The sequence below is a fragment of the Pseudomonas sp. NPDC088368 genome, assembly GCF_044753445.1.
Lineage (GTDB): Bacteria > Pseudomonadota > Gammaproteobacteria > Pseudomonadales > Pseudomonadaceae > Aquipseudomonas > Aquipseudomonas bambusae.
Window position 1 is genome coordinate 69,380 of sequence record NZ_JBIVNG010000001.1, and the last position, 23,123, is coordinate 92,502.

18 protein-coding genes are annotated in these 23,123 nt (G+C 60.4%); 11 read left to right on the plus strand and 7 right to left on the minus strand.

The annotated features are described in order from the left end of the window. Positions 1-45: 45 nt before the first annotated feature. On the minus strand, positions 46-762 hold the full coding sequence (locus ACIQAL_RS00260) for an SIMPL domain-containing protein (protein ID WP_401141230.1): 717 nt from the start codon (positions 760-762) through the stop codon (positions 46-48). A 329-nt stretch (positions 763-1,091) separates the two neighbouring features. Here ACIQAL_RS00260 and ACIQAL_RS00265 point away from each other — a divergent pair, with 329 nt between their 5' ends. The 7 genes from ACIQAL_RS00265 (at position 1,092) to garD (ending at position 10,097) form a co-directional block, all read left to right on the plus strand. Beyond that, positions 1,092-2,351, plus strand: coding sequence for an ATP-binding protein (locus ACIQAL_RS00265; protein ID WP_341959818.1), 1,260 nt, complete (start codon positions 1,092-1,094; stop codon positions 2,349-2,351). Further along, the gene (locus ACIQAL_RS00270) at positions 2,348-2,908 is read left to right on the plus strand and encodes a response regulator transcription factor (protein WP_401141233.1); all 561 of its coding nucleotides are present in this window, start codon (positions 2,348-2,350) and stop codon (positions 2,906-2,908) included. The genes ACIQAL_RS00265 and ACIQAL_RS00270 overlap by 4 nt, the downstream gene beginning before the upstream one ends. A 99-nt stretch (positions 2,909-3,007) precedes the next feature. Next, complete coding sequence (locus ACIQAL_RS00275) at positions 3,008-4,744, plus strand: ABC transporter ATP-binding protein/permease (protein ID WP_401141235.1); 1,737 nt, start codon at positions 3,008-3,010, stop codon at positions 4,742-4,744. 121 nt (positions 4,745-4,865) lie between these two features. Then, complete coding sequence (locus tag ACIQAL_RS00280) at positions 4,866-5,615, plus strand: FadR/GntR family transcriptional regulator (RefSeq protein ID WP_166593738.1); 750 nt, start codon at positions 4,866-4,868, stop codon at positions 5,613-5,615. A 343-nt stretch (positions 5,616-5,958) separates the two neighbouring features. Further along, positions 5,959-6,870 carry a 5-dehydro-4-deoxyglucarate dehydratase gene (kdgD, locus tag ACIQAL_RS00285; RefSeq protein WP_401141238.1) on the plus strand — a complete coding sequence of 304 codons (912 nt, stop codon included), beginning with the start codon at positions 5,959-5,961 and terminating at the stop codon, positions 6,868-6,870. Positions 6,871-7,140: 270 nt separating this feature from the next. Beyond that, positions 7,141-8,514: an MFS transporter gene (locus tag ACIQAL_RS00290; protein ID WP_401141241.1), complete on the plus strand. Its 1,374-nt coding sequence runs from the start codon at positions 7,141-7,143 to the stop codon at positions 8,512-8,514. A gap of 29 nt (positions 8,515-8,543) precedes the next feature. After that, positions 8,544-10,097 carry a galactarate dehydratase gene (garD, locus tag ACIQAL_RS00295; protein ID WP_401141243.1) on the plus strand — a complete coding sequence of 518 codons (1,554 nt, stop codon included), beginning with the start codon at positions 8,544-8,546 and terminating at the stop codon, positions 10,095-10,097. A 153-nt stretch (positions 10,098-10,250) separates the two neighbouring features. On the opposite strand, the gene ACIQAL_RS00300 is transcribed toward garD, so the two are convergent. Continuing rightward, positions 10,251-11,255, minus strand: coding sequence for a ketopantoate reductase family protein (locus ACIQAL_RS00300; RefSeq protein ID WP_401141245.1), 1,005 nt, complete (start codon positions 11,253-11,255; stop codon positions 10,251-10,253). A 235-nt stretch (positions 11,256-11,490) separates the two neighbouring features. Here ACIQAL_RS00300 and ACIQAL_RS00305 point away from each other — a divergent pair, with 235 nt between their 5' ends. After that, positions 11,491-12,711 carry a zinc-dependent alcohol dehydrogenase gene (locus ACIQAL_RS00305; protein ID WP_401141251.1) on the plus strand — a complete coding sequence of 407 codons (1,221 nt, stop codon included), beginning with the start codon at positions 11,491-11,493 and terminating at the stop codon, positions 12,709-12,711. A gap of 61 nt (positions 12,712-12,772) precedes the next feature. Here the strand turns inward: ACIQAL_RS00305 and ACIQAL_RS00310 are convergent, their stop codons facing one another. From ACIQAL_RS00310 to cra, 5 genes are all read right to left on the minus strand, one after another. Further along, positions 12,773-13,543, minus strand: coding sequence for a S9 family peptidase (locus ACIQAL_RS00310; protein ID WP_166593732.1), 771 nt, complete (start codon positions 13,541-13,543; stop codon positions 12,773-12,775). Then, the gene (locus ACIQAL_RS00315; RefSeq protein ID WP_401141254.1) at positions 13,527-14,648 is read right to left on the minus strand and encodes a DUF3182 family protein; all 1,122 of its coding nucleotides are present in this window, start codon (positions 14,646-14,648) and stop codon (positions 13,527-13,529) included. The genes ACIQAL_RS00310 and ACIQAL_RS00315 overlap by 17 nt, the downstream gene beginning before the upstream one ends. Before the next feature lie 216 nt (positions 14,649-14,864). Then, complete coding sequence (locus ACIQAL_RS00320) at positions 14,865-15,293, minus strand: low affinity iron permease family protein (RefSeq protein ID WP_401141257.1); 429 nt, start codon at positions 15,291-15,293, stop codon at positions 14,865-14,867. Positions 15,294-15,399: 106 nt separating this feature from the next. Continuing rightward, entirely contained in the window at positions 15,400-16,179 is a 780-nt protein-coding gene (locus ACIQAL_RS00325; RefSeq protein WP_401141258.1) for a TatD family hydrolase, read from the minus strand. A gap of 1 nt (position 16,180) precedes the next feature. Beyond that, positions 16,181-17,176 (minus strand): catabolite repressor/activator, encoded by a 996-nt coding sequence (gene cra / locus ACIQAL_RS00330; protein ID WP_166593729.1) that lies wholly within the window; start codon positions 17,174-17,176, stop codon positions 16,181-16,183. Between the two features lie 286 nt (positions 17,177-17,462). On the opposite strand from cra, the gene ptsP reads away from it, so the two are divergent. The 3 genes from ptsP to ACIQAL_RS00345 are packed head-to-tail and all read left to right on the plus strand — an operon-like array spanning position 17,463 to position 23,031. Continuing rightward, the gene (ptsP, locus tag ACIQAL_RS00335) at positions 17,463-20,324 is read left to right on the plus strand and encodes a phosphoenolpyruvate--protein phosphotransferase (RefSeq protein WP_401141261.1); all 2,862 of its coding nucleotides are present in this window, start codon (positions 17,463-17,465) and stop codon (positions 20,322-20,324) included. Next, positions 20,324-21,292 (plus strand): 1-phosphofructokinase, encoded by a 969-nt coding sequence (pfkB, locus tag ACIQAL_RS00340; protein ID WP_401141263.1) that lies wholly within the window; start codon positions 20,324-20,326, stop codon positions 21,290-21,292. Before ptsP ends, pfkB begins: the two co-directional genes overlap by 1 nt. After that, positions 21,292-23,031, plus strand: coding sequence for a PTS fructose-like transporter subunit IIB (locus ACIQAL_RS00345; protein WP_401141265.1), 1,740 nt, complete (start codon positions 21,292-21,294; stop codon positions 23,029-23,031). Before pfkB ends, ACIQAL_RS00345 begins: the two co-directional genes overlap by 1 nt. The last annotated feature ends 92 nt before the right edge of the window (positions 23,032-23,123 follow it).

Consider the following 23,123-nt stretch of genomic DNA (forward strand, 5'->3'; position numbering starts at 1 on the left):
TAAAAGACAGACAGCGGCAGCTCGGGGCTGCCGCCGCTTCATGCGTCAAGGGATCGCGACTTCGATCACACCATCGGCGGTGACGCTGACTTGGCTGGTCCCGGCCTCGACATCCGGCGTTGGCGCGGCATCGGCGCGGGCCGCTTTCATCATCATAATCGGTGCACGCATATAAGGCTGTGGGTAGCCCGAGGTGTTGAGGTTCAGGTTCACCAGTTTATAGCCGCTGCCACCCAGAGCATCAGTGACCAGTTGCGCGCGGGCTTTGAATGCGGTGACGGCGTTTTTCAGCAAGGTGTCTTCGCTGGCTTTGCGCGCCGGGTCGGAGATGGAGAAGTCCATGCCACCCATTTTCATATCGCTGCCGAGCAGTTCTCCGGTGAGTGTGGAGAGAGCAGCGAAGTCGGGGCTCTCCAGTCGCAGTTCAGCGCGCTCACGCCAGCCGGTGATTTTCTGACCTTTGTCATCATAGATGGGGTAGCTGTTGCGGCTGCCCTGGCGAATGGTCACTTCCTTGACCTGACGGGCCTCGCCGAGGGCTTTGTTGAGGGATTCGGTGATCCCGGCAGCGAGCTTGGCCGGATCGGTATTTTGCGATTCGGTGTACACGGTGACGGTCATCAGGTCGCGCTGGACCTCCTGATTGACCTCGGCGCGCACGGACACCTGATTGTAATGAACGTCTTCGGCCATGACGCAGGCGCTGGCCAGAGCGGCGGCGCCAAAGGTAAGGGCAGTGGCAGTGGGGCGAAGGCTGAACATGTGAAACTCCTTGTTGGGCGAACCGTCCTGAGCGCAGGTTGGGAGCGTTGCTGGACGGATGCCCATCAGACTGCCATTCCGGAATCTTGTTCCAGCGAAGCACAAACGCAGAACCTCACTGTGGGAGCGAATTCATTCGCGAAAAAATGGCTCAGGTGACAGGGATACGTCGGGTTAACTGTCCATTCGCGAATAAATTCGCTCCCACAGAAAGTGTTTGCAGCCTGAAGATCCCTCATCACTGTGGCGCTTTGACGCACATTGACGGAAACCGCTGTCGCATTGGTTATACTCGCTCAGATTCCCTGGAGCGCTCATCAGGAGAGCTCATGCTCGCCCCCGTTCAATTGCTGTCTGCCACGCGCCAGAATCTCTGGCGACTGACGTTCATCCGCATTCTGGTGCTCGGTGCTCAAGCCGGTTCGGTGGGGTTCGCCTACCTGTTCAATCTGCTGCCTTTGCCTTGGCTCCAGTTGGACATCACCTTGGGCTTTTCCGCCATCGTTTGTCTGCTGACGGCGATCAGACTTCGCACGTCCTGGCCCGTGACCGAACTGGAATACGCCGTGCAACTGGCGTTCGACTTGTTCATTCACAGCGCGCTGCTGTTTTTCTCCGGCGGGTCGACCAACCCGTTCGTCTCTTATTATCTTGTGCCGCTGACGATTGCCGCCGTGACCCTGCCGTGGCGCTATTCGCTCATTCTCTCGGGCATCGCCTTGGCCTTGTACACCTTGATGCTGGCGAATTTCTATCCTGTCGAGGCCTTCGCCATCGCGCGGGAGAAGATGCAGATCTACGGCATGTGGCTGAGTTTCGCGCTGGCAGCGGGGGTGATCACCTTCTTCGCGGCGCGGATGGCCGAAGAACTGCGCCGTCAGGAACAGATGCGCGCCCTGCGGCGTGAAGAGGGTGCCCGCGATCAGCAACTGCTGGCTGTCGCGACTGAAGCTGCTGGCGCTGCCCACGAACTGGGCACGCCACTGGCGACCATGAGCGTGCTGCTCAAAGAGATGCAGCAGGACCACAAAGACCCGGCGCTGCAAGAAGACCTGTCGGTGCTTCAAGACCAGGTCAAGCTGTGCAAGGAAACCCTTCAACAGCTGGTTCGTGCCGCCGAAGCCAACCGCCGTCTCGCGGTGCAGGAACAGACCGTCACCCACTGGCTCGATCAGGCACTCAATCGCTGGCACCTGATGCGGCCCGAAGCCAGCTATCGTTTTCAACGTCTGGGGCAAGGCGACGTACCGATGGTCGCGCCGCCTCCCGATCTGACCCAAGCCCTGCTGAACTTGCTGAACAATGCCGCCGATGCCTGTCCGGAAGGGCTGGAAGTGAGCCTGGACTGGAGCGCCGTGGAAATCAGCATCACCATTCGCGACCACGGGGCCGGGGTGCCGCTGGCGGTCGCCGAGCAGATCGGCAAACCGTTTTTTACCACCAAGGGCAAAGGCTTCGGCTTGGGCCTGTTCTTGAGCAAGGCCAGCGTGACCCGCGCCGGTGGCTCGGTGAAACTCTATCCTCACGAGGAAGGCGGCACGCTCACCGAGCTGCGCCTGCCCCGGAACGCAACAGGAGATGAAGCATGACTGATGACATCCAGGTCGAGGGCGAAGAACTGCCGCACCTGTTGCTGGTGGACGATGACGCCACCTTCACTCGCGTGATGGCCCGTGCGATGGCCCGCCGTGGTTTTCGTGTCAGCACCGCCGGTTCCGCCGAGGAAGGCTTGGTGCTTGCGCAGCAGGACATCCCCGACTACGCCACGGTCGACCTGAAAATGGAAGGTGACTCGGGTCTGGTGCTGCTGCCCAAACTGTTGGAACTGGACCCGGAAATGCGTGTCCTGATACTGACCGGTTATTCGAGCATCGCCACCGCTGTCGAGGCCATCAAGCGCGGCGCCTGCAACTACCTGTGCAAACCGGCGGACGCAGATGACGTGTTGGCTGCGCTGCTGTCCGAGCACGCCGATCTGGACACGCTGGTGCCGGAAAACCCGATGTCCGTGGACCGCCTGCAGTGGGAACACATCCAGCGGGTGCTGACTGAACATGAGGGCAATATTTCGGCCACGGCGCGGGCCTTGGGGATGCATCGACGTACGTTGCAGCGGAAGTTGCAGAAGCGACCGGTCCGCCGCTGAGCGAGGATTGCCAGTTAAAGTTTTTTTCATGGAAGACCGCGTGTAGCGTCTGGCACATTGGTGTCAACGCTACTAAATGCCTGCCGCCGAGCCGTTGCCATGAATGTTGATATCGATGAATCCAGGGTCAATGACGCTGTGAACGGGAGCTTTTTTTCCCGAGTCTGGAAACTGGTCACGCCGTACTGGCGCAGCGAAGAAAAGGGCATGGCCTGGGTGCTGCTGATTGCAGTGATCGTGCTTTCGCTGTTCAGCGTCTTTATCTCCGTGCTGGTCAACAGCTGGTACCGGGATTTCTACAACGCGCTGCAAAACAAGGATCTGGGGGCATTTACCCACCTGATTCTGTACTTCTGCGGCATCGCCGCCATCGCCATTCTCGGCGCGGTGTATCGCCTCTACCTCACGCAAATGCTGACGATCCGCTGGCGTCGCTGGCTCACCGAAAAGCATTTCACCAAGTGGCTCGCCCACAAGAATTATTACCGGCTGGAGCAGGGCGGGTACACAGATAACCCTGACCAACGTCTGTCGGAAGACCTCAACAATTTCACTTCCGACACCCTGAGTCTGAGCCTCGGCTTGCTGCGCACTGTCGTGAGTCTGGTGTCGTTCTCGGTGATCCTGTGGGGCGTGTCCGGCAGCATCGAGCTGTTCGGCATCACCATCCCCGGTTACATGTTCTGGGCCGCGCTGCTCTACGCCGCTGTCGGCAGTTGGCTGACTCACCTGATCGGCAAAAAGTTGATCGTGCTGAGCAACCAACAACAGCGTTACGAAGCCGACATGCGTTTCTCGCTGGTCCGGGTTCGCGAAAACGCTGAAAGCATCGCCTTGTCCGAAGGTGAAGCCAACGAAAACCAGCGTCTCAGCGCACGATTTGGCATGGTCTGGAGTAACTTCTGGACCATCATGAAAGTGCAGAAACGCCTGACGTTCTTCACCGCCGGTTACTCACAGATCGCTATCGTGTTTGCGTTTGTCGTCGCTGCGCCGCGCTATTTTGCCGGCAAGATCGAACTGGGCGAGCTGATGCAAATCAACTCGGCGTTCGGCAACGTACAAGAGAACTTCAGCTGGTTCATCGACGCCTACACCCAATTGGCGTCGTGGCGCGCCACCTGTGACCGTCTGCTCAGCTTCCGTCAGGCCATGGACGAAAACGAAGCCCGTGTGCCGTCAATTGAAGTGACGCACCAGAGCAACGCCCTGCACGTTCAGGGATTGGACCTGTCATTGATCGGCGGTCGCCAGTTGCTGAACAACGCCAACATCGACATCGCCGCTGGCGAGAAAGTCATGCTCAGCGGTCGCTCCGGCAGCGGCAAGAGTACGCTGCTGCGGGCGATGGGCGGGCTGTGGAACGAAGGCCATGGCGCGGTGAAACTGTCGGCCAAGCGTGCGTTCTTCTTGCCGCAAAAACCGTATCTGCCGATTGGCACCCTGCGCGAAGCCCTGAGTTATCCACAAGCGCCGGAGGTCTATCCCGCCGAGCGTTTCGCGCAGGTTTTGGAAACGTGCCGTTTGAGCCATCTGGTGCCGCGCCTGGACGAGAGCAATCACTGGCAGCGCATGCTGTCGCCGGGCGAGCAACAGCGTGTGGCGTTTGCCCGTGTGCTGCTGTTCGCGCCAGACTGGCTGTACCTCGACGAGGCGACCTCGGCGATGGACGAGGAAGACGAAGCGGCGCTGTATCAGGCGTTGATCGACGAGTTGCCAGGGGTGACATTGCTGAGCATCGGCCACCGCAGCAGCCTAAAGCGTTTCCATCGCCGCCATGTGCGCATCGACGAGGGCCAGTTGAAGGAGCAATCCCTTACCGAAACGGCGATCTGATACGGCATCGAAAGGCCCATCTGCCGCAAAAACCTACGAACACGCCGGGTTTGTTATGTGATCGTACAACCCGGTTGAGCTATCATTAGGCTTTCACCGTATTTAGAGATGCCTGTTGGATATGGAAAATCAGAGTGCTCCGCCTCGCGCACGTCGAAAGCACCGCAGCCTGGCTCAAGAATTGGTCACCGAACTCTCCGAGCGCATCCGCAACGGCGAATTGAAGCGCGGCGACAAACTGCCTACCGAATCCGCGATCATGGAAGAGCAGGGCGTCAGCCGTACGGTCGTCCGTGAAGCCATCTCCCGGTTGCAGGCGTCGGGGCTGGTCGAGACCCGTCATGGCATCGGAACCTTCGTACTCGACACCCCAAGCCCAAGCGGCTTTCGCATCGATCCGGCCACCATCGTCACGCTGCGCGATGTATTGGCGATTCTGGAGTTGCGCATCAGCCTTGAGGTTGAGTCGGCGGGCTTGGCGGCACAACGTCGCTCCGCAGAACAGCTGGCCGACATGCGTGCCGCGCTGGATGCCCTCAATGAAGGGGCTTCACACGCCAGCGATGCTGTCGGGGCGGATTTCCAGTTCCACATGGCGATTGCGCTGTCCACCGGCAACCGTTATTTCACCGACATCATGACGCACCTGGGCACCAGCATCATTCCCCGCACCCGGTTGAATTCGGCGCGTCTGGCCCATGACGATCATCAGCACTACATGAACCGTCTGAGCCGCGAACACGAAGAAATCTACGACGCCATCGCCCGCCAGGACTCCGACGCCGCTCGCGCCGCGATGCGCCTGCACCTCACCAACAGCCGCGAACGCCTGCGTCATGCTCATGAAGAGGCAGAGTCGCAGCGGGCTTGAGGTCGTATGACCTGCGACGGCTTCCCGAGATTCTGTGATCGGACTCAGGCATCGTTCGCCCACTGTCCCATGCTGCAGCGAAACCTGTAGGAGCGAATTCATTCGCGATGCTAAGGCACATCCGACGGACTTGCGTCGGGTGTACAGGCCTCTCGCGAATGAATTCGCTCCTACAGGTTTGCCCCCATCCCCGCAACACCCCCAACCACCACTCATCCTGTCCGGACATAAATAATTCATCCCCCCTATTGAGAGATGTCATTCCTAGTTGTACGATGACTTACGACATCAGCGCAGGTCTGGTGATCCATTCATACAATTAGCTTCCCAGGGTGTTCGAATAATGAATCCACAAGAACTGAAGTCCATCCTTTCCCACGGTCTGCTGTCCTTCCCGGTTACCGACTTCAATGCCCAGGGCGATTTCCACCGCGCTGGTTACATCAAACGCCTCGAATGGCTGGCTCCGTATGGCGCTTCCGCACTGTTCGCAGCAGGCGGCACAGGTGAGTTTTTCTCCCTGACCGGCAGCGAATACTCCGACGTCATCAAAACCGCCGTTGATACCTGCGAGAAAACCGTGCCGATCCTGGCGGGCGTCGGTGGTCCGACCCGTCAAGCGATTCAACAGGCTCAGGAAGCTGAACGTCTGGGCGCCAAAGGCCTGCTGCTGTTGCCTCACTACCTGACTGAAGCCAGCCAGGATGGCGTTGCCGCTCACGTTGAGGCGGTCTGCAAATCGGTGAAGATCGGCGTGGTCGTCTACAACCGTAATGTTTGTCGCCTGACCCCTGCGCTGCTGGAGCAACTGGCTGAGCGCTGCCCGAACCTGATCGGCTACAAAGACGGTCTGGGTGATATTGAGCTGATGGTTTCGATCCGCCGCCGCATGGGCGACCGTTTCTCTTACCTGGGCGGTCTGCCGACTGCCGAAGTCTACGCCGCCGCTTACAAGGCGCTGGGCGTGCCGGTCTACTCCTCGGCGGTGTTCAACTTCGTACCGAAGCTGGCGATGGACTTCTACCACGCTATCGCCAAGGACGATCACGTCACCGTTGGCAAGCTGATCGACGACTTCTTCCTGCCGTACCTGGACATCCGTAACCGCAAAGCCGGCTACGCGGTCAGCATCGTCAAAGCAGGCGCGAAAATCGCTGGCTACGACGCAGGTCCGGTGCGTGCGCCACTGACCGACCTGACGCCAGAAGAGTTCGAAATGCTCGCTGCACTGATGGACAAGCAAGGTCAGCAGTAACACTCGACCTGCCGCAAAACCGCTGAGCGATCAGCGGTTTTTTGCCGTCGAGGTTCTGGAATAAGGGCAGACGTTTTCCCATTTTCCGCTTCATGCCATTCGCGTAGGCAAGGTCGCCTGCGCGTGAGTTCAACCCCAGGCAGTACCGTGGCTACGCATTGAAAGGCTTCAATCGCATCTGGATTTTAGGGGCAGAGGCGAGCAGCACACACACACACATAAAAAATCGTTTAACCCGCGTAAAAAAATAATGAGTGGGAGTTTTCGAACATGCAAAAAACCAAGCCGACGCACGTCCGCTATTTGATCTTGCTCATGCTGTTTCTGGTGACCACGATCAACTACGCCGACCGTGCCACCATCGCCATCGCTGGCTCCAGTCTGCAAAAAAGCCTCGGCATCGACGCCGTTACCCTCGGTTATATCTTCTCCGCTTTCGGTTGGGCCTATGTGGCCGGACAGATTCCGGGCGGCTGGCTGCTCGACCGTTTCGGCTCGAAAAAGATTTACGCCCTGAGCATCTTCACCTGGTCGCTTTTCACCGTGCTGCAAGGCTATGTCGGTGAGTTCGGTCTCTCCACCGCCATCGTCGCGCTGTTCATGCTGCGCTTCCTGGTGGGCCTGGCCGAAGCGCCATCCTTCCCGGGCAACGCACGCATCGTCGCGGCCTGGTTCCCGACGTCCGAGCGTGGCACCGCCTCGGCGATTTTCAACTCGGCGCAATACTTCGCCACTGTGTTGTTCGCACCGATCATGGGCTGGATCGTCTTCACCTTCGGCTGGCAGCATGTGTTCGTGGTCATGGGCGGCGTCGGGATCGTGTTCTCGCTGATCTGGCTGAAAATCATCCACAGCCCCCGCAACCACCCGATGATCAACAAGGCCGAACTCGACCACATCGCCAATAACGGCGGCATGATCGACATGGACCAAGAGCAGGGCAAAGGTAAAAGCGGCGGCCCGAAATGGGACTACGTGAAGCAGCTGCTGACCAACCGCATGATGCTGGGCATTTACCTGGCCCAATACTGCATCAACGGCATCACCTATTTCTTCCTGACCTGGTTCCCGGTGTACCTGGTGCAGGAACGCGGCATGACCATCCTCAAAGCCGGTTTCATCGCCTCCTTGCCTGCGGTCTGCGGCTTCATCGGTGGCGTGCTCGGCGGGATCATTTCCGACTGGCTGCTGCGTCGCGGCAAGTCCCTGACCTTCGCTCGCAAGGCGCCGATCATTGGCGGTCTGTTGCTTTCGACCTCCATCGTGACCTGCAACTACGTGGACATCGAATGGGTCGTCGTGGGCTTCATGGCGCTGGCGTTCTTCGGCAAGGGCGTTGGCGCACTGGGTTGGGCGGTGATGTCGGACGCCTCGCCGAAACAAATCGCCGGTCTGAGCGGCGGTCTGTTCAACATGTTCGGTAACATCGCGTCGATCACCACCCCGATCGTCATCGGCTACATCATCAGCTCCACCGGCTCGTTCAAATGGGCCCTGGTGTTCGTCGGCGCCAACGCGCTGGTGGCGGTGATCAGCTATGTGTTCATCGTGGGCGAAATCAAACGCGTGGAATTGAAAGACACCCCAACGCAGGGTGATGTGCGGGCCAGCGAGCTTGGCGAAGTGTCCCAAGCGAAAAGCTGACCGCAAGCAAAAAACTGAGGAATACCGTGATGAACTTGATTCAACATGCCGACTCGCCGCGTTACATCCGTTTGCACGAGCGCGATAACGTCGTCGTCGTGGTCAATGACCAGGGCGTACCGGCGGGGACTGAATTCGACAATGGTCTGGTGACCCTCGACAACGTGCCGCAAAGCCACAAGGTCAACACCGTGGACATCCCCGAAGGCGGGGCGGTGATCCGTTACGGGCAGACCATCGGGTATGCCCTGCAACCGATTCCGCGCGGCAGTTGGGTCAAGGAAGATCAACTGCGCATGCCGAGCGCGCCACCGCTGGACAGCCTGCCGCTGTCCACCGATGTGCCGGGCCGGGGCGAGCCGCTGGAAGGCTTCACTTTCGAGGGCTATCGCAACGCTGACGGCACCGTCGGCACACGCAACATTCTCGGGATTACCACCACCGTGCAGTGCGTGACCGGCGTGCTGGACTTTGCGGTCAAGCGCATCCGCGAGGAGCTGCTGCCCAAGTACCCGAACGTTGATGACGTGGTGGCCATTACCCACACCTACGGCTGCGGCGTGGCGATCACGGCCAAGGATGCGTACATCCCGATTCGCACCGTGCGCAACCTGGCGCGCAACCCAAACCTGGGTGGCGAAGCGCTGGTGATCGGTCTGGGCTGCGAGAAATTGCAGGCCGAGCAGGTCATGCATCAGAACGACCCGTCGGTTGACCTGAGTGATGAGTGGATGTATCGCTTGCAGGATTCCAAACACGGCTTCAACGAAATGATCGAGCAGATCATGGCGCTGGCCGAAGTGCGTCTGAAGAAGCTCGATCAGCGTCGTCGCGAAACCGTGCCGGCCTCCGAGCTGATTCTGGGCATGCAGTGCGGCGGTAGCGATGCGTTTTCCGGCATCACCGCCAACCCGGCGCTGGGCTACGCTTCCGACCTGTTGCTGCGCGCAGGCGCGACCGTGATGTTCTCGGAAGTGACCGAAGTGCGTGACGCCATCTACCTGCTGACCTCCCGCGCTGAAACCACGGAAGTGGCCGAGGAACTGGTGCGGGAGATGGACTGGTACGACCGTTACCTGGCCAAGGGCGAGGCCGACCGCAGCGCCAACACCACGCCGGGCAACAAGAAGGGCGGGTTGTCGAACATTGTCGAAAAGTCCTTGGGATCGATCGTCAAATCCGGCAACAGCGCGATCAATGGGGTGCTGGGCCCTGGCGAGCGGGTCAATCGCAAAGGGCTGATTTTTTGCGCGACGCCTGCCAGCGATTTCGTCTGCGGCACGCTTCAGTTGGCAGCCGGGATGAACCTGCACGTGTTCACCACTGGGCGCGGCACGCCGTATGGCTTGGCGATGTCACCTGTGGTGAAGGTGTCGACCCGGACCGAGCTGGCCCAACGCTGGCCGGACTTGATCGACATTGATGCGGGGCGTATCGCCACCGGTCGTGCCAGCATCGAGGACTTGGGCTGGGAGCTGTTCCATTTCTATCTCGATGTCGCCAGCGGCAAGAAGAAGACCTGGACCGAGTACTACCGCTTGCACAACGACATCACCCTGTTCAACCCGGCGCCGATTACCTGATCACAAGCCCCGCGAGATCGGCATGGGTCTCAACCTGTGGGAGCGAATTCATTCGCGATACGGTGGTACATCCGGCAAACATGTGTGGGATGTACCGGCCACTCGCGAATGAATTCGCTCCCACAAGGGAAATCCGGCAACCAATCCCGCCTCTCAATGCCGCCCATGCTCCTTATGGTGCGCATGCTCCCCGCAAAACCGCGCCAACGTCAGCACGCTTTTAGTGATCGGCATCAGGATGTTCACTTTCGCCGCCAATTCCACCACCGCATCGCCAATCGCCGCCAGCTCCAGCGGCAAGCCCTTGTCGAAATCCTGCAGCATCGACGTGCGCACCGGCCCCATGCTGGCGCCGAACTGCATGAACGTCGTCGGCTCCATGCTCAGCTTCGCGTCATAAGCCGCCGCCACTTGCACCGCCTCGTTGAAGGTCGCCAGCGCCAGCTCGCGCATGTCCGGCAGGCCATAGATTTGCTCCAGCGTTGCGCCGGTCACCACTGAAACCGGGTTGGACGTGAGATTGGCGATGATCTTGGTCCACAGCTGATCGCGAATCCGGTCAGTGCCTTGGGCTTCGATGCCCGCGCTTTGAATCAGCGACACCAGTTGTTCCAAGCGCGGTGTCAGCTCATTGTTCAATTCGCCGAAGATAATGCGATACGGGTTGTGGGTTTTGACGACAGCAGGGGCAGAACTTTGCGCCGTGATGAAGACGACGCAGCCGATGACCTTGTGCAGATCCAGCGTGTCAGTGATGCGCCCGTCGGGATCGACGGTGTTGATGCGCTCGCCTTCGAACTGACCCCCTTCGCCATGGAAGTACCACCACGGCACGCCGTTGATCACTGGCACTACAACCGTGTTCGGACCGATCAAAGGGCTGATGTTCGGCAAGAGACCGCTCAGTGAAGGGGCTTTGGTGCACAGGAAAACGATGTCCTGCTCGCCGAGGGTTTCGGCGCTGTCGCTGGCGTTGACCTTTACGTGATGACGGCCTTGCAAGTCCTGCAGGTGAATGCCGTTGCGTTGCAGCGCGGCCAGGGTGCGGCCACGAGCGAAGACGCTCACCGGGTGCCCCGCCAACGCGATGCGCGCCGCCAGCGTACAACCAATGGCGCCAGCGCCAGCAATGCAAATGCGCAAGGGGGAAGAACTCATGGTGGCTCCAGGCAGGCGGAAAATGTTTCAAGTCGTTGCACCATATTGCCTGAATGTGAGCTTGCGCAAACACAGATGCCCCCACAGGTCCGGCATCGGCCACTGATTCGAGATACCCGCTGGTCACTTGCCCACCCGGTTCCTGAACTTCATCCCATAGCTGCCTATCCTTATTGAATGCCCGACTCAGAAGCCGTCTACATCAGCGGTTTGCCAGCTAGACAAGGAGAAGTTCATGCGTGCACTGACGTATCACGGCGCCCACGACGTACGCGTGGAAACCGTCGCCGACCCCGTCATCCAGGAAGCCGATGATGTGATCTTGAAGGTCACCGCCACGGCCATTTGCGGCTCGGACCTGCACCTGTATCGCGGCAAGATTCCCGCCACCGAACAAGGCGATATTTTTGGTCACGAATTCATGGGTATCGTCGAAGAAGTCGGGCCGCAAGTCACCGCCGTCAAGCCCGGCGACCGTGTGGTCATCCCTTTCGTCATCGCGTGTGGCAGCTGTTTTTTCTGTCAGATGGAGGCCTTTGCTGCGTGCGAAACCACTAACACGGGGCGTGGGGCGATTCTTAATAAAAAGTCGATTGCGCCCGGTGCGGCGTTGTTCGGCTACAGCCATTTGTACGGCGGGGTGCCCGGTGGGCAGGCCGAATACGTGCGTGTGCCCAAGGGTAATGTCGGGCCGTTCAAAGTGCCGGGAACGTTAGCGGATGAAAAGGTCTTGTTCCTCTCGGACATCCTGCCCACGGCGTGGCAGGCCGTACTCAACGCGGGTGTGAAACAGGGCTCAAGCGTGGCGATTTACGGCGCCGGCCCTGTCGGACTGCTGAGCGCGGCGTGCGCGAAAATGCTCGGGGCCGAGAAGATTTTCATGGTCGATCATCACGCCTACCGTCTTGCCTACGCGCAGTTCACCTACGGCGTGATTCCGATCAACTTCGATGAGGACGACGACCCGGCGGACACCATCGTCCGTCAGACCTCGGGCATGCGCGGCGTCGATGCGGTCATCGACGCGGTAGGGTTCGAGGCCAAAGGCAGCACCACCGAAACCATCCTCGCGACCCTCAAACTCGAAGGCAGCAGCGGCAAGGCGTTGCGCCAATGCATCGCGGCCGTGCGCAGAGGGGGGACTGTCAGCGTGCCGGGGGTTTACGCGGGCTTCATTCACGGCTTCATGTTCGGCGATGCGTTCGACAAGGGGCTGACGTTCAAGATGGGCCAGACCCATGTGCATCGCTACCTGCCAGAGCTGTTGAAACTGATCGAAGAAGGCGCTCTGACGCCGGAAGCAATCATCACCCCCCGGTTGTCGCTGGAAGAGGCGGCGGACGGCTACAGAATCTTCGATAAACGCGAAGAAGACTGCCGCAAGATCATCCTCACGCCGGGGTTCGACAGCCGGGTGGATGTATCGGCCAACGATGTGGATTTGTCGGGTACCTGACGCTTAGGCGCCATTTACAGGGTGGGAGCCGACGCCCACTGGGCGAGCGGCGCCTCCAGGATCACGAGTAAGCCGCCGAATGATGCGGGTAATCGACCAGTCGCGAGCCGATGACCATTTCGCTGATCCAGTCGGTCAACAGCGTCGTGTACGCATGCTGGCTGGTGTCGCTGCTCAACCCATGGTCCGCGCCGTCCAGCAGGCGATAGGTCAACGAATGCGCCAGATCGAACGCTGTGCGATAACTCATCAACGTCGCATGGGGCACGTAATCGTCCTGCTCCGATTCAACCAGCAACACATCTCCCTTGAAGTCCTTGCACGCCGCCAACGCGCGATTATCAGCGGCGGTTACGGCCGAGCGGCGGTAATGCGCAAGCTTGTCCCGGTCCAGCGCCTGTTTCGGCATGTCCCAGTCGGCATCCCAATACAGTGCCGGAACGCGCAAGGCCAGCCATTTGACCGGGCGCATCCCGCTGAGAATCGTCGCCAGATAGCCACCGTAACTGCTGCCGATCACAGCAATCGCATTGTTATCCACAGCAGGGTGGCTCGCCAGTCGGTCGTACGCGGCAAGCAGGTCTTCCATGCTGTGTTCGCGGGACACCGAGGCGCGCATTTCATGGGTGCGTTCATGGCCGCGCAAGTCGAAGGTCAGACACACGCAACCCAGGCCGGTGATGTTTTTGGCCCGAGCGAGGTCGCGCTGCTGACTGCCCCCCCACCCGTGCACGAACAGAATGCCGGGCATCTTCGCGCCGGGCGCCAGGATGGTGCCTGAGATGGTGTCGTCGCTGACGTTGATGTCGATGGTTTCACTGCGTACGGTCATAAGGCTGGACCTGTGTGAATTTGCTGATAAGGCCGACGTCAGGGTCGTCGCCCTCGTAGAGAAGGTGGGCATCGGCCGGCAAGGTGGTCGGCCCATAGATTTCGTGGCTGGACGCGCGAATTCGCTGCAAGGTCGGGTCGGCGGCAAACGCTACCAGCGCTTCGATCTCGGCAGGGCTGGCGCCACCGATGCGCCAGGATTGCTCCAAAACGCCAGAGCAGATTTCCCCTCGCGAATTGGTGCCGTGGGCAATGTCGTAATTGCGCCGCGAGGCGAGGAAATCCGGGAAGCAATCCAGTGCGGCGTTTTCGTAACTCATGGCTTGAGTGACCGAACGCCGCACATCGTCGTCAAGATCGAGCTTAAGCAACGCGTTGTAATCGCCGCGCACCAGCCATAATTGCGAGCCGCCGTAGACGGTTTCGCCGTTGTTGTCCTCGGTGAGGCTTTGCGTGCCGTGGTAGCTGATCGTGATGCCCGCCACCTGAATCTGGCCCACGCTGTAGGTGATGACGTCGTGCAAATCCTCCTCCAGCACCAGCCCCCATTCTTCAACCTCGGCCATGTCTTGCTGAGCGAGGGCGCTGTCGAGCTCAGCTTCGGTCGTCACCACCAACTGGCCGCGACCTGCTGTGGCCAAAACGGGTTTCACCCGCACCGGTCCGTCTTTGAGCAGCAGCGATCCAGCGCGCCTCGCGTCCTTCTCGTTGAACACGCTGAAACCTGCGAGCACCGCATCGGCTGCATCTTCGAAAAAGCGATCAGACCAGCCTGCCGGTTTCGCGGTTGCGTCTTTGAGGAGAGGATGGGAAATGGCTTTGGTGGCCATGAAGGGATAGTCGATGAGCCCACCAAAGAAGTCATCGACGCCGCGAATATTCAGCGCGTTGCCATCCTGTTTTCCGATGAGCGTGTCAGACGGGATGTAATACAGCGCATGACCTTGGTGCAGGGCGGGGTCATATGCCCCGACGAACGTCGCGCCCAGTACCCTCGCAATCTTCTCGGCCAGTGCCTGCTGCACCACCGTTTCGTGAGTCGCCAGCCGCTTGTGGGTGGCCAGCAGAACGACTTCAGACTTTGCAGTGCTGCGTGATCCGCTCATGGGCGAACTCCCTGTGAGGCCGAGTGGTTTCCCGTGCATCTCTGTTGTCTGACCCATTCTTCGCAAATGAATTCGCTCCCACAGGTGCTGTGTCCGTCCACCCGTTTCAGGCGTACGCCAAATCACCTGTAGGAGCGAATTCATTCGCGAGGCGTCAGCACAGATGACACATCCATTTGAGAAAAACCCGACGCCGTGCAGTTCCTCGCCCTCTGATCAATGGTCGGTGGCCGACTGAGACTTGTCGATGACGACATCGGCATCGCACGCGGGAAACGGCTGGGTGTGGTCGGTGTCTTCACGATCGCCCATGGCCTTGTATTTCTTGCGCAGCGCGTGCAGTTCTTTCTGGTCCAGATTGTCCAGGCTCAACACCGCGTTCTGGGCATCCTTGGTGACCCGCAACAGCTCGTCGATCTTGATGTGCAACTCGTCCGTGTCGCGGTTCTGGGTGTTCTGCACGAGGAAGACCATCAGGAATGTGATGATCGTCGTGGAGGTGTTGATGATCAGCTGCCACGTGTCGTTGTAATGGAAGAAAGGACCTGTCACGGCCCACACGCAGATCAACAGAACGGCCACGACAAAGGTCTTCGGGTTGCCGGTCCATTTCGACAACGCCTGCGCGAACTTGGAGAATTTCATTACCGGTGTCCTTAGCGATCGAGGGGAGGTATGCAAAGGACCGCTGGTCGCGTTTGAAATTTCTTTTTACAAAATGAAATCGGGCGAGTGGTGAGTCAGGCGTGATTCATGCCCAGCCGAAGACCTGGCAGGCGTTCTCGGTACTGGCGTTGGCGAGGGTGTCGGGCGTCGTATTCATCAGCCCGGCCAAGGCTCCGCAAATATCCGGCAAGTGCGCGGGGCTGTTGCGCTCTCCGGGGTACATTGCCGGGGCCATGTCGGGCGAATCGGTTTCCAGCACCACGCTGTCCAGCGGCAGGTCGGCAATGACCCGGTGCATGCGCAGCGCTTGCGGCCAGGTCGCCGCGCCGCCAAGGCCGAGTTTGAAACCGAGCTTGATGTATTCCTTCGCTTCCTCTCGGCTCCCCGCGAAGGCGTGAACGATGCCAGCGCGTTTGAGCTTGAAGCGTTTGAGTGTGGCAATGGTATCTGCGTGACTGCGGCGTACGTGGAGCAGGGCGGGCAGATTGAAGTCAGCGGCCATTTGCAGCTGTTGCTCGAAAACGGTTTTTTGTCGATCCCGATCCAGCGATTCGACGTAGTAATCCAGCCCGATTTCGCCCACTGCGCAGAGTTTTGGATGGCCCGCCAATTCGGCCAGTCGCTCGCGCAATTCATGAAGGTGCTCGGTGCGGTGTTCATTAAGATAAATCGGGTGTAAGCCCAATGCTGCGTAAATGGAAGGCTCATTGAGGGCCAGATCCCACACCCGCTGCAGATTGCGCTGATAGACCCCCAACACCACGATCCGGTCTACTTGCAGCTGTCGACAACGGCTGAGAACGGCGTCTCGGTCAGCATCGAAATCATCGAAGTCCAGATGCGTGTGGGTGTCGATCAGCCGCACGTCAGGCCTCGTGAATGCGCTGTTTGAACGTGCGCACGATGGCGTGAACGCCCGGCTCGTACAGATCCTGTTCCACGGCCGAGAGGGCCAATGCCAGCGCTTTTTCAGCGATCAACTGGTGCTGCTGGGCCATGGCGTTGACCGGCAACGGCAGAAAGTCGAGCAGTTGCGTGTCGCCGAAAGTGCCGAGGTGCAGTTGATCAGGATTGAGACGGCGCGCGTGCAGCAGGTCGAAAACGCCCTGCAACAGAACATAGGACGTGGTGATCAGCGCGTCGGGAAAATAGCCGAGGCGATCAAGCATCTCGCCCGCGATGTGCAGGCCGCAATCGCGACTGAAGGCTTCGCCATGCTCGACGATCACCGAGCCTTTGAAGCCTTCCAGTGCGTCTTCGAAGCCACTGGCACGGGCTTTACTGACGCTGAGTTCAGGGCGGGCGCCGATGAGGGCAACGTGCCGGGGCCGGGTTTCCAGCAGGCTGCGCGTCAGTTGCTGGCTGGCGTCGTGGTCGTCGCTGACCACCGAGCAGAAATGCGCGGGGTCCATTTCCCGGTCAATGGCGATGACGGGAATGCCATGTTTTTGCAGGTCGCGGTAGCTGTCATCGCTGGCAGGCAGGCAACTGGCTACGAAGAGGGCATCGCAACGACGGGCGCGAAACAACTGCAACAACTGCAACTCGCTGATGGGATCGTCGTCGGAACTGGCGATCAGGAGTTGATAGCCTCGGGCACGGGCGCCTTGTTCGAGTTGCTTGGCGATGCGGGCGTAACTCGGGTTTTCCAGGTCCGGCAAAATGAAACCCAACGTGCGGGTGTGGCGGCTGCGCAGCCCCGCAGCCTGTGGATTGGGGCGAAATCCATGGGCCTCGACCACCGCCCGCACACGTTCAACGGTCGCGTTGCTGATGCGTTGCTGCTCGGCCTTGCCGTTGATCACGTAGCTGGCGGTGGTGACGGAGACGCCGGCCAGACGCGCAATATCACTGAGTTTCAAGCGGACCTTCCTTTTATTCTTTGGCACGGACGGAATGCGGTCGGGATTTTCACCGATTCAGAGTCATCATTACAGCAGAGCATTATCGATTACGTTTTCAGAATGCTTTCTGCGCCGGTCAGCAGGATGCGCTTCAATCTGCGCAAGATATCGAGTAACGTGCCCGGCAATCTAGATTAAACGATTCAGCAAGCGCATTTATTGCCGTAATCGTGCAAGAACGCTGGTCTGATGCCGTGTTATCCACGTGCCTCAGGCTCTAAAACAAGAATCACAGGAGAACGCGATGCTCGAACTGACCGTTGAGCAAATTTCCATGGGCCAAACGGCTGTGGATAAACCTGCCGCGCTGCAATTGCTCGCTGATCTGCTCGTGGCTGACGGACTCGTCGCACCGGGTTATTTGCAAGGGCTGCAAGCCCGCGAGCAACAGGGTTCGACCTTTCTCGGCCAGGGCATCGCGATTCCCCATGGCACGCCGCAAACCCGCGATCAGGTGTACGCCACCGGTGTGCGTTTGATGCAGTTTCCAGAGGGCGTGGATTGGGGCGACGGGCAGATCGTCTATCTGGCCATCGGCATTGCCGCCAAATCCGACGAACACTTGCGTCTCCTCCAACTCCTGACCCGTGCTCTCGGCGAGACCGATCTGGGCGAAGCGTTGCGTCAGGCCACAAGTCCAGAGGCGCTGCTCAAACTGCTGCAAGGCGCTCCGCAGGAACTGGCGCTGGATGCACAAATGATCAGCCTCGGCGCGTCAGTCGATGACTTCGAAGAGCTGGTCTGGCGCGGTGCCCGGTTGCTGCGTCGTGCCGAATGCGTGAACAACGGGTTTGCCGCCGTGCTGCAACAGGTCGAGCCGCTGCCGTTGGGCGACGGCCTCTGGTGGCTGCACAGCGAGCAGATGGTCAACAAACCGGGGCTGGCGTTTGTCACGCCGGACAAGCCCATGCGTCATCTGGGGCAACCGTTGAACGGCCTGTTCTGCCTCGCCAGCCTGGGTGAGTCCCATCAAGCGTTGCTCGAAAGACTGTGCGCGCTGTTGATCGAAGGCCGTGGGCAAGAATTGGGTCAGGCCACCAGCAGCCGCGCCGTGCTGCAAGCCCTGGGCGGTGACGTGCCGCCCGACTGGCCGAGCGAGCGTGTCGCCCTTGCCAACGCTCATGGCCTGCATGCGCGCCCAGCAAAGATCCTCGCGCAACTGGCGAAAAATTTTGAAGGCGAGGTGCGCGTGCGCATTCTCGACAGCGCCGAAAATCCTGTGTCGGTCAAAAGTCTGAGCAAACTGCTGAGCCTCGGCGTGCGTCGGGGGCAGGTGCTGGAATTCATCGCCGAGCCGGCCATTGCCAGCGATGCCTTGCCTGCTCTGATCGCTGCCGTCCGCGAAGGCTTGGGCGAGGAGATCGAGCCGCTGCCGACCGAGTCCGCCCCAAGCCCGATTGCGGCCGTGGTGGAAAAACGCCTGAGCGCCCCCTGCGCCGGTTCACAGATTCAGGCCGTTCCCGCCGCCCCCGGCATCGCCACGGGTCCTGCCCATGTGCACGTGTTGCCGGTATTTGATTACCCGCTGCGCGGCGAGTCGTACCACGCCGAATACGAGCGTCTGCACTCGGCGTTGAGTCAGGTCCGAAGCGACATCGAAGGGCTGATCCAACGCAGCACCGCCAAGGCCATTCGCGAGATTTTCATCACCCACCAGGAAATGCTCGACGACCCCGAGCTGGTGGATGAGGTCGCCCTGCGTCTCAAAAGTGGTGAAAGTGCCGCTGCCGCCTGGACGCACGTGATCGACGCGGCGGCACGCCAGCAGGAACAGCTCAGAGATGCGTTGCTCGCCGAACGTGCGGCGGACCTGCGCGATGTAGGCCGTCGCGTACTGGCGCAACTGTGTGGCGTGCAGGATCTGGTGGAACCGCAAGAACCGTACATTCTGGTGATGGATGAAGTCGGCCCGTCCGACGTGGCGCGGCTCGATCCCGTACGCGTCGCCGGGATTCTCACGGCGCGCGGCGGTGCCACGGCCCACAGCGCGATCGTTGCTCGCGCATTGGGTATTCCGGCGCTGGTCGGTGCCGGGGACGCGGTGCTGCTGATCAAGTCCGGCACCGTTTTGCTGATAGACGGTCAGCGCGGACGCCTTGATGTGGCGCCGGACGACGCGACCTTGGAGCGCGCCTTGCTTGACCGCAACACCCGCGAGACACGTCTGAAAGCCGCTGCCGCGTTGCGCATGGAGCCTGCAATCACTCAGGACGGCCACGCGGTCGAGGTGTTCGCCAACATTGGCGACAGCGCCGGTACGCCCGCTGCGGTAGAGCAGGGCGCCGAAGGCATCGGCCTGTTGCGCACCGAATTGCTGTTCATGGCCCACAGCTCCGCGCCGGACGAAGCCACTCAGGAAGCCGAATACCGTCGCCTGCTTGACGACCTCAAAGGCCGCCCATTGGTGGTTCGTACCCTCGACGTCGGTGGCGATAAACCGCTGCCGTACTGGCCAATCGACAAGGAAGAAAACCCATTCCTCGGCGTGCGCGGCATTCGTCTGACCTTGCAGCGTCCTGACGTGATGGAAAGCCAGCTTCGCGCCTTGCTGCGGGCCGCCGACAACCGTCCATTGCGCATCATGTTCCCGATGGTCGGGACCGTTGAAGAGTGGCGTCAGGCGCGTGACATGACCGAGCGACTGCGTCTGGAAATTCCGGTGGCCGACTTGCAACTGGGCATCATGATCGAGGTGCCGTCGGCGGCGCTGTTGGCGCCGGTGCTGGCCAAAGAGGTGGACTTCTTCAGCGTCGGCACCAACGACCTGACGCAGTACACCCTGGCCATCGACCGGGGCCATCCAAACTTGTCTGCCCAGGCGGATGGTCTGCATCCCGCCGTACTGCAACTGATCGACATCACCGTTCGCGCCGCCCATGCCCATGGCAAATGGGTCGGCGTGTGCGGCGAGTTGGCAGCGGACCCGCTGGCGGTGCCGGTGCTGGTCGGGCTGGGCGTCGATGAATTGAGTGTCGCGGCGCGCAGTGTGGGCGAAGTCAAAGCCTGCGTCCGTGAGTTGAATCTGATCGGTGCCCGGCAGTTGGCGCAACACGCGCTGGCCGTCGGCAGCGCCGCTGAAGTGCGTGCCCTCGTGGAGGGGCTGTAATGGCGAACATTTTGACATTGACCATGAACCCGGCGCTGGACCTGACCGTGCAGTTGGGCCCGTTGCAGGTGGGCCAGGTCAACCGCAGCGAGTGCATGCTCACCCACGCGGCCGGCAAGGGCCTCAACGTCGCGCAGGTGCTGGCGGATTTGGGGCATACGCTGACCGTCGCGGGTTTTCTCGGCGTCGATAATCAGATGCCGTTCGAATCACTGTTCGTCAAACGCAATTTCGTCGACGAGTTCGTTCGCGTGCCGGGTGAGACCCGCAGCAACATCAAACTTGCCGAAAGCAGTGGACGCATCACTGACCTGAACGGGCCGGGACCTGAAGTCAGCGTTCAGGCGCAACAGGCGCTCGCGGCCCGCGTCGAACAGATCGCCAGTGACTTTGATGCGGTGATCGTGGCGGGCAGTTTGCCCCGTGGCGTCGATGCGCAGTGGCTGAAAGCCGTGCTGCTGATGCTCAACAAAAAGGGTCTGAAGGTTGCTCTGGACACGAGCGGCGAAGCTTTGCGTGCAGGCCTTGAAGCGTCACCGTGGCTGATCAAGCCCAACACCGAAGAGCTGGCCGACGCGCTGGATGCACCGATCATTTCCATCGCCGCGCAGGCCGAGGCTGCCGAAGCCTTGCGGCAGCGCGGCATTGAGCATGTGGTGATTTCACAAGGCTCGGAAGGCGTGCACTGGTTCAGCGCCGATGTCGCGTTGCAGGCATTGCCGCCGAGAGTCACCGTCGCCAGCACCGTCGGCGCGGGGGATTCGCTGTTGGCGGGGATGGTTCATGGCCTGTTGAGCGGCCACACGCCCGAACGGACGCTGCGCACGGCGACGGCGATTGCCGCGATGGCGGTGACCCAAATCGGGTTCGGTATCACGGACACGTTGCAACTCAAACGGCTGGAAGGCGGGGTCAACGTTCGCGCCATGGCGAATAACCTCGACAGAACAAGAAAAGAGGAAGAGTGATGAAGTTAGCCATTGTCACGGCCTGCCCCAACGGCAAGATCAGCAGTGTCCTCAGCGCCCGTCTGCTCGATGCCGCGGCGCAGCGTCAGGGGTGGACGACGTGTGTCGAGGTGCACGACCCGCGTCACCTTGAAAAACAGCTCACCGCTGATCAGATCCAGAGCGCCGACTGGGTGTTGGTCGTCAACACCGGCCCTCTGGATTTGAGCCGGTTTGCAGGCAAGCGTCTGCATCAGTCGACGCCTTCCCGAGCGTTGCAGGACATCGACGGTTTCATGCATTCAGCCCAGGAACTGGCGAAGGTGTATGTGCCCACCGAGCGCGTCGAGCCTGCTGCTGTCAGCCAGGGCAAAGTCCCGACACTGGTGGCCGTGACCGCGTGCCCGACCGGCGTTGCCCACACCTTCATGGCCGCCGAGGCCATCCAGCAGGCGGCGAAAAAACTGGGCTACGAGCTGCAAGTGGAAACCCAGGGCTCGGTCGGTGCGCGCAATCCGTTAAGCGCTCAGGCGATTGCCAATGCGGACGTTGTGTTGCTGGCAGCCGATATCGAAGTGGCCACCGAGCGTTTCGCAGGCAAACGAATTTACCGCTGCGGCACTGGCATCGCACTCAAACAGTCTGAAGCGACGCTTAAAAAAGCCTTGGCTGAAGCCGAGATCGAGTCTTCTGCGTCGACCTCGAAAGCCCCTGCCAAGAAAGAGAAAACCGGCGTCTACAAACACCTGCTGACCGGCGTGTCGTTCATGCTGCCGATGGTGGTGGCGGGCGGTTTGCTGATCGCGCTGTCGTTCGTGTTCGGTATCACGGCGTTCAAGGAACAAGGCACGCTGGCCGCTGCGTTGATGCAGATCGGCGGTGATGCGGCGTTCAAGCTGATGGTGCCTCTGCTGGCGGGTTACATCGCCTATTCCATCGCGGACCGGCCGGGTCTGGCGCCGGGCATGATCGGCGGGCTGCTGGCCAGCACGCTGGGTGCGGGTTTCATCGGCGGCATCATCGCGGGCTTCATCGCCGGGTACACCGCTGCGGCCATCAATCGTTATGCAAGGCTGCCCGCCAGCGTCGAGGCGTTGAAGCCGATCCTGATCATTCCGCTGCTCGCCAGTCTGGTGACGGGGCTGGTGATGATCTACGTGGTCGGCAAGCCGGTGGCGGGCATGCTCGAAGGGCTGACGCACTTCCTCGACAGCATGGGCACCACCAACGCGATTCTGCTGGGCGTGTTGCTGGGCGCCATGATGTGCGTAGACCTCGGCGGGCCGATCAACAAGGCGTCTTATGCGTTTTCGGTGGGGCTGCTGGCCTCCCAGAGCTACGCGCCGATGGCCGCAGCGATGGCCGCAGGCATGGTGCCGCCGATCGGCATGGGCATCGCCAGCCTCATCGCCCGTCATAAATTCGCGCAAAGCGAGCGCGAAGCGGGCAAGGCAGCGTTTGTGCTGGGGCTGTGCTTCATCTCCGAAGGCGCCATTCCCTTCGCCGCCAAAGACCCGCTGCGAGTGATCCCGGCCAGCATCGTCGGTGGCGCGCTGACCGGGGCGTTGTCGATGTTTTTCGGCTGCAAACTCATGGCGCCCCATGGCGGGCTGTTCGTGCTGCTGATTCCGAATGCGATCAACCATGCGTTGCTGTACCTGCTGGCGATTGTGGTCGGCAGCGTGGTGACGGGCGTGTTGTATGCCGTGTTGAAACGGCCGGAAGTGGTGGAACTGGATGCGGTGGCTGCTGGCGCGTAGGGCATTCGAGTATGTTGTGGCTGACGGGGATTCTATCTGTGGGAGCGAATTCATTCGCGAAGTGGTGTTGAATCCGACAGTTCTCTGTCGGA

Excerpts from the sequence above, each read along its gene's own strand:
- ptsP (WP_401141261.1), top strand. The coding sequence starts at position 17,463 with ATGCTCGAACTGACCGTTGAGCAAATTTCCATGGGCCAAACGGCTGTG.
- ACIQAL_RS00275 (WP_401141235.1), top strand. The coding sequence starts at position 3,008 with ATGAATGTTGATATCGATGAATCCAGGGTCAATGACGCTGTGAACGGG.
- kdgD (WP_401141238.1), top strand. The coding sequence starts at position 5,959 with ATGAATCCACAAGAACTGAAGTCCATCCTTTCCCACGGTCTGCTGTCC.
- ACIQAL_RS00320 (WP_401141257.1), bottom strand. The coding sequence starts at position 15,293 with ATGAAATTCTCCAAGTTCGCGCAGGCGTTGTCGAAATGGACCGGCAAC.
- ACIQAL_RS00300 (WP_401141245.1), bottom strand. The coding sequence starts at position 11,255 with ATGAGTTCTTCCCCCTTGCGCATTTGCATTGCTGGCGCTGGCGCCATT.
- garD (WP_401141243.1), top strand. The coding sequence starts at position 8,544 with ATGAACTTGATTCAACATGCCGACTCGCCGCGTTACATCCGTTTGCAC.
- pfkB (WP_401141263.1), top strand. The coding sequence starts at position 20,324 with ATGGCGAACATTTTGACATTGACCATGAACCCGGCGCTGGACCTGACC.
- ACIQAL_RS00305 (WP_401141251.1), top strand. The coding sequence starts at position 11,491 with ATGCGTGCACTGACGTATCACGGCGCCCACGACGTACGCGTGGAAACC.
- ACIQAL_RS00345 (WP_401141265.1), top strand. The coding sequence starts at position 21,292 with ATGAAGTTAGCCATTGTCACGGCCTGCCCCAACGGCAAGATCAGCAGT.
- ACIQAL_RS00280 (WP_166593738.1), top strand. The coding sequence starts at position 4,866 with ATGGAAAATCAGAGTGCTCCGCCTCGCGCACGTCGAAAGCACCGCAGC.
- ACIQAL_RS00260 (WP_401141230.1), bottom strand. The coding sequence starts at position 762 with ATGTTCAGCCTTCGCCCCACTGCCACTGCCCTTACCTTTGGCGCCGCC.
- ACIQAL_RS00315 (WP_401141254.1), bottom strand. The coding sequence starts at position 14,648 with ATGAGCGGATCACGCAGCACTGCAAAGTCTGAAGTCGTTCTGCTGGCC.
- ACIQAL_RS00290 (WP_401141241.1), top strand. The coding sequence starts at position 7,141 with ATGCAAAAAACCAAGCCGACGCACGTCCGCTATTTGATCTTGCTCATG.
- ACIQAL_RS00270 (WP_401141233.1), top strand. The coding sequence starts at position 2,348 with ATGACTGATGACATCCAGGTCGAGGGCGAAGAACTGCCGCACCTGTTG.
- ACIQAL_RS00310 (WP_166593732.1), bottom strand. The coding sequence starts at position 13,543 with ATGACCGTACGCAGTGAAACCATCGACATCAACGTCAGCGACGACACC.
- ACIQAL_RS00265 (WP_341959818.1), top strand. The coding sequence starts at position 1,092 with ATGCTCGCCCCCGTTCAATTGCTGTCTGCCACGCGCCAGAATCTCTGG.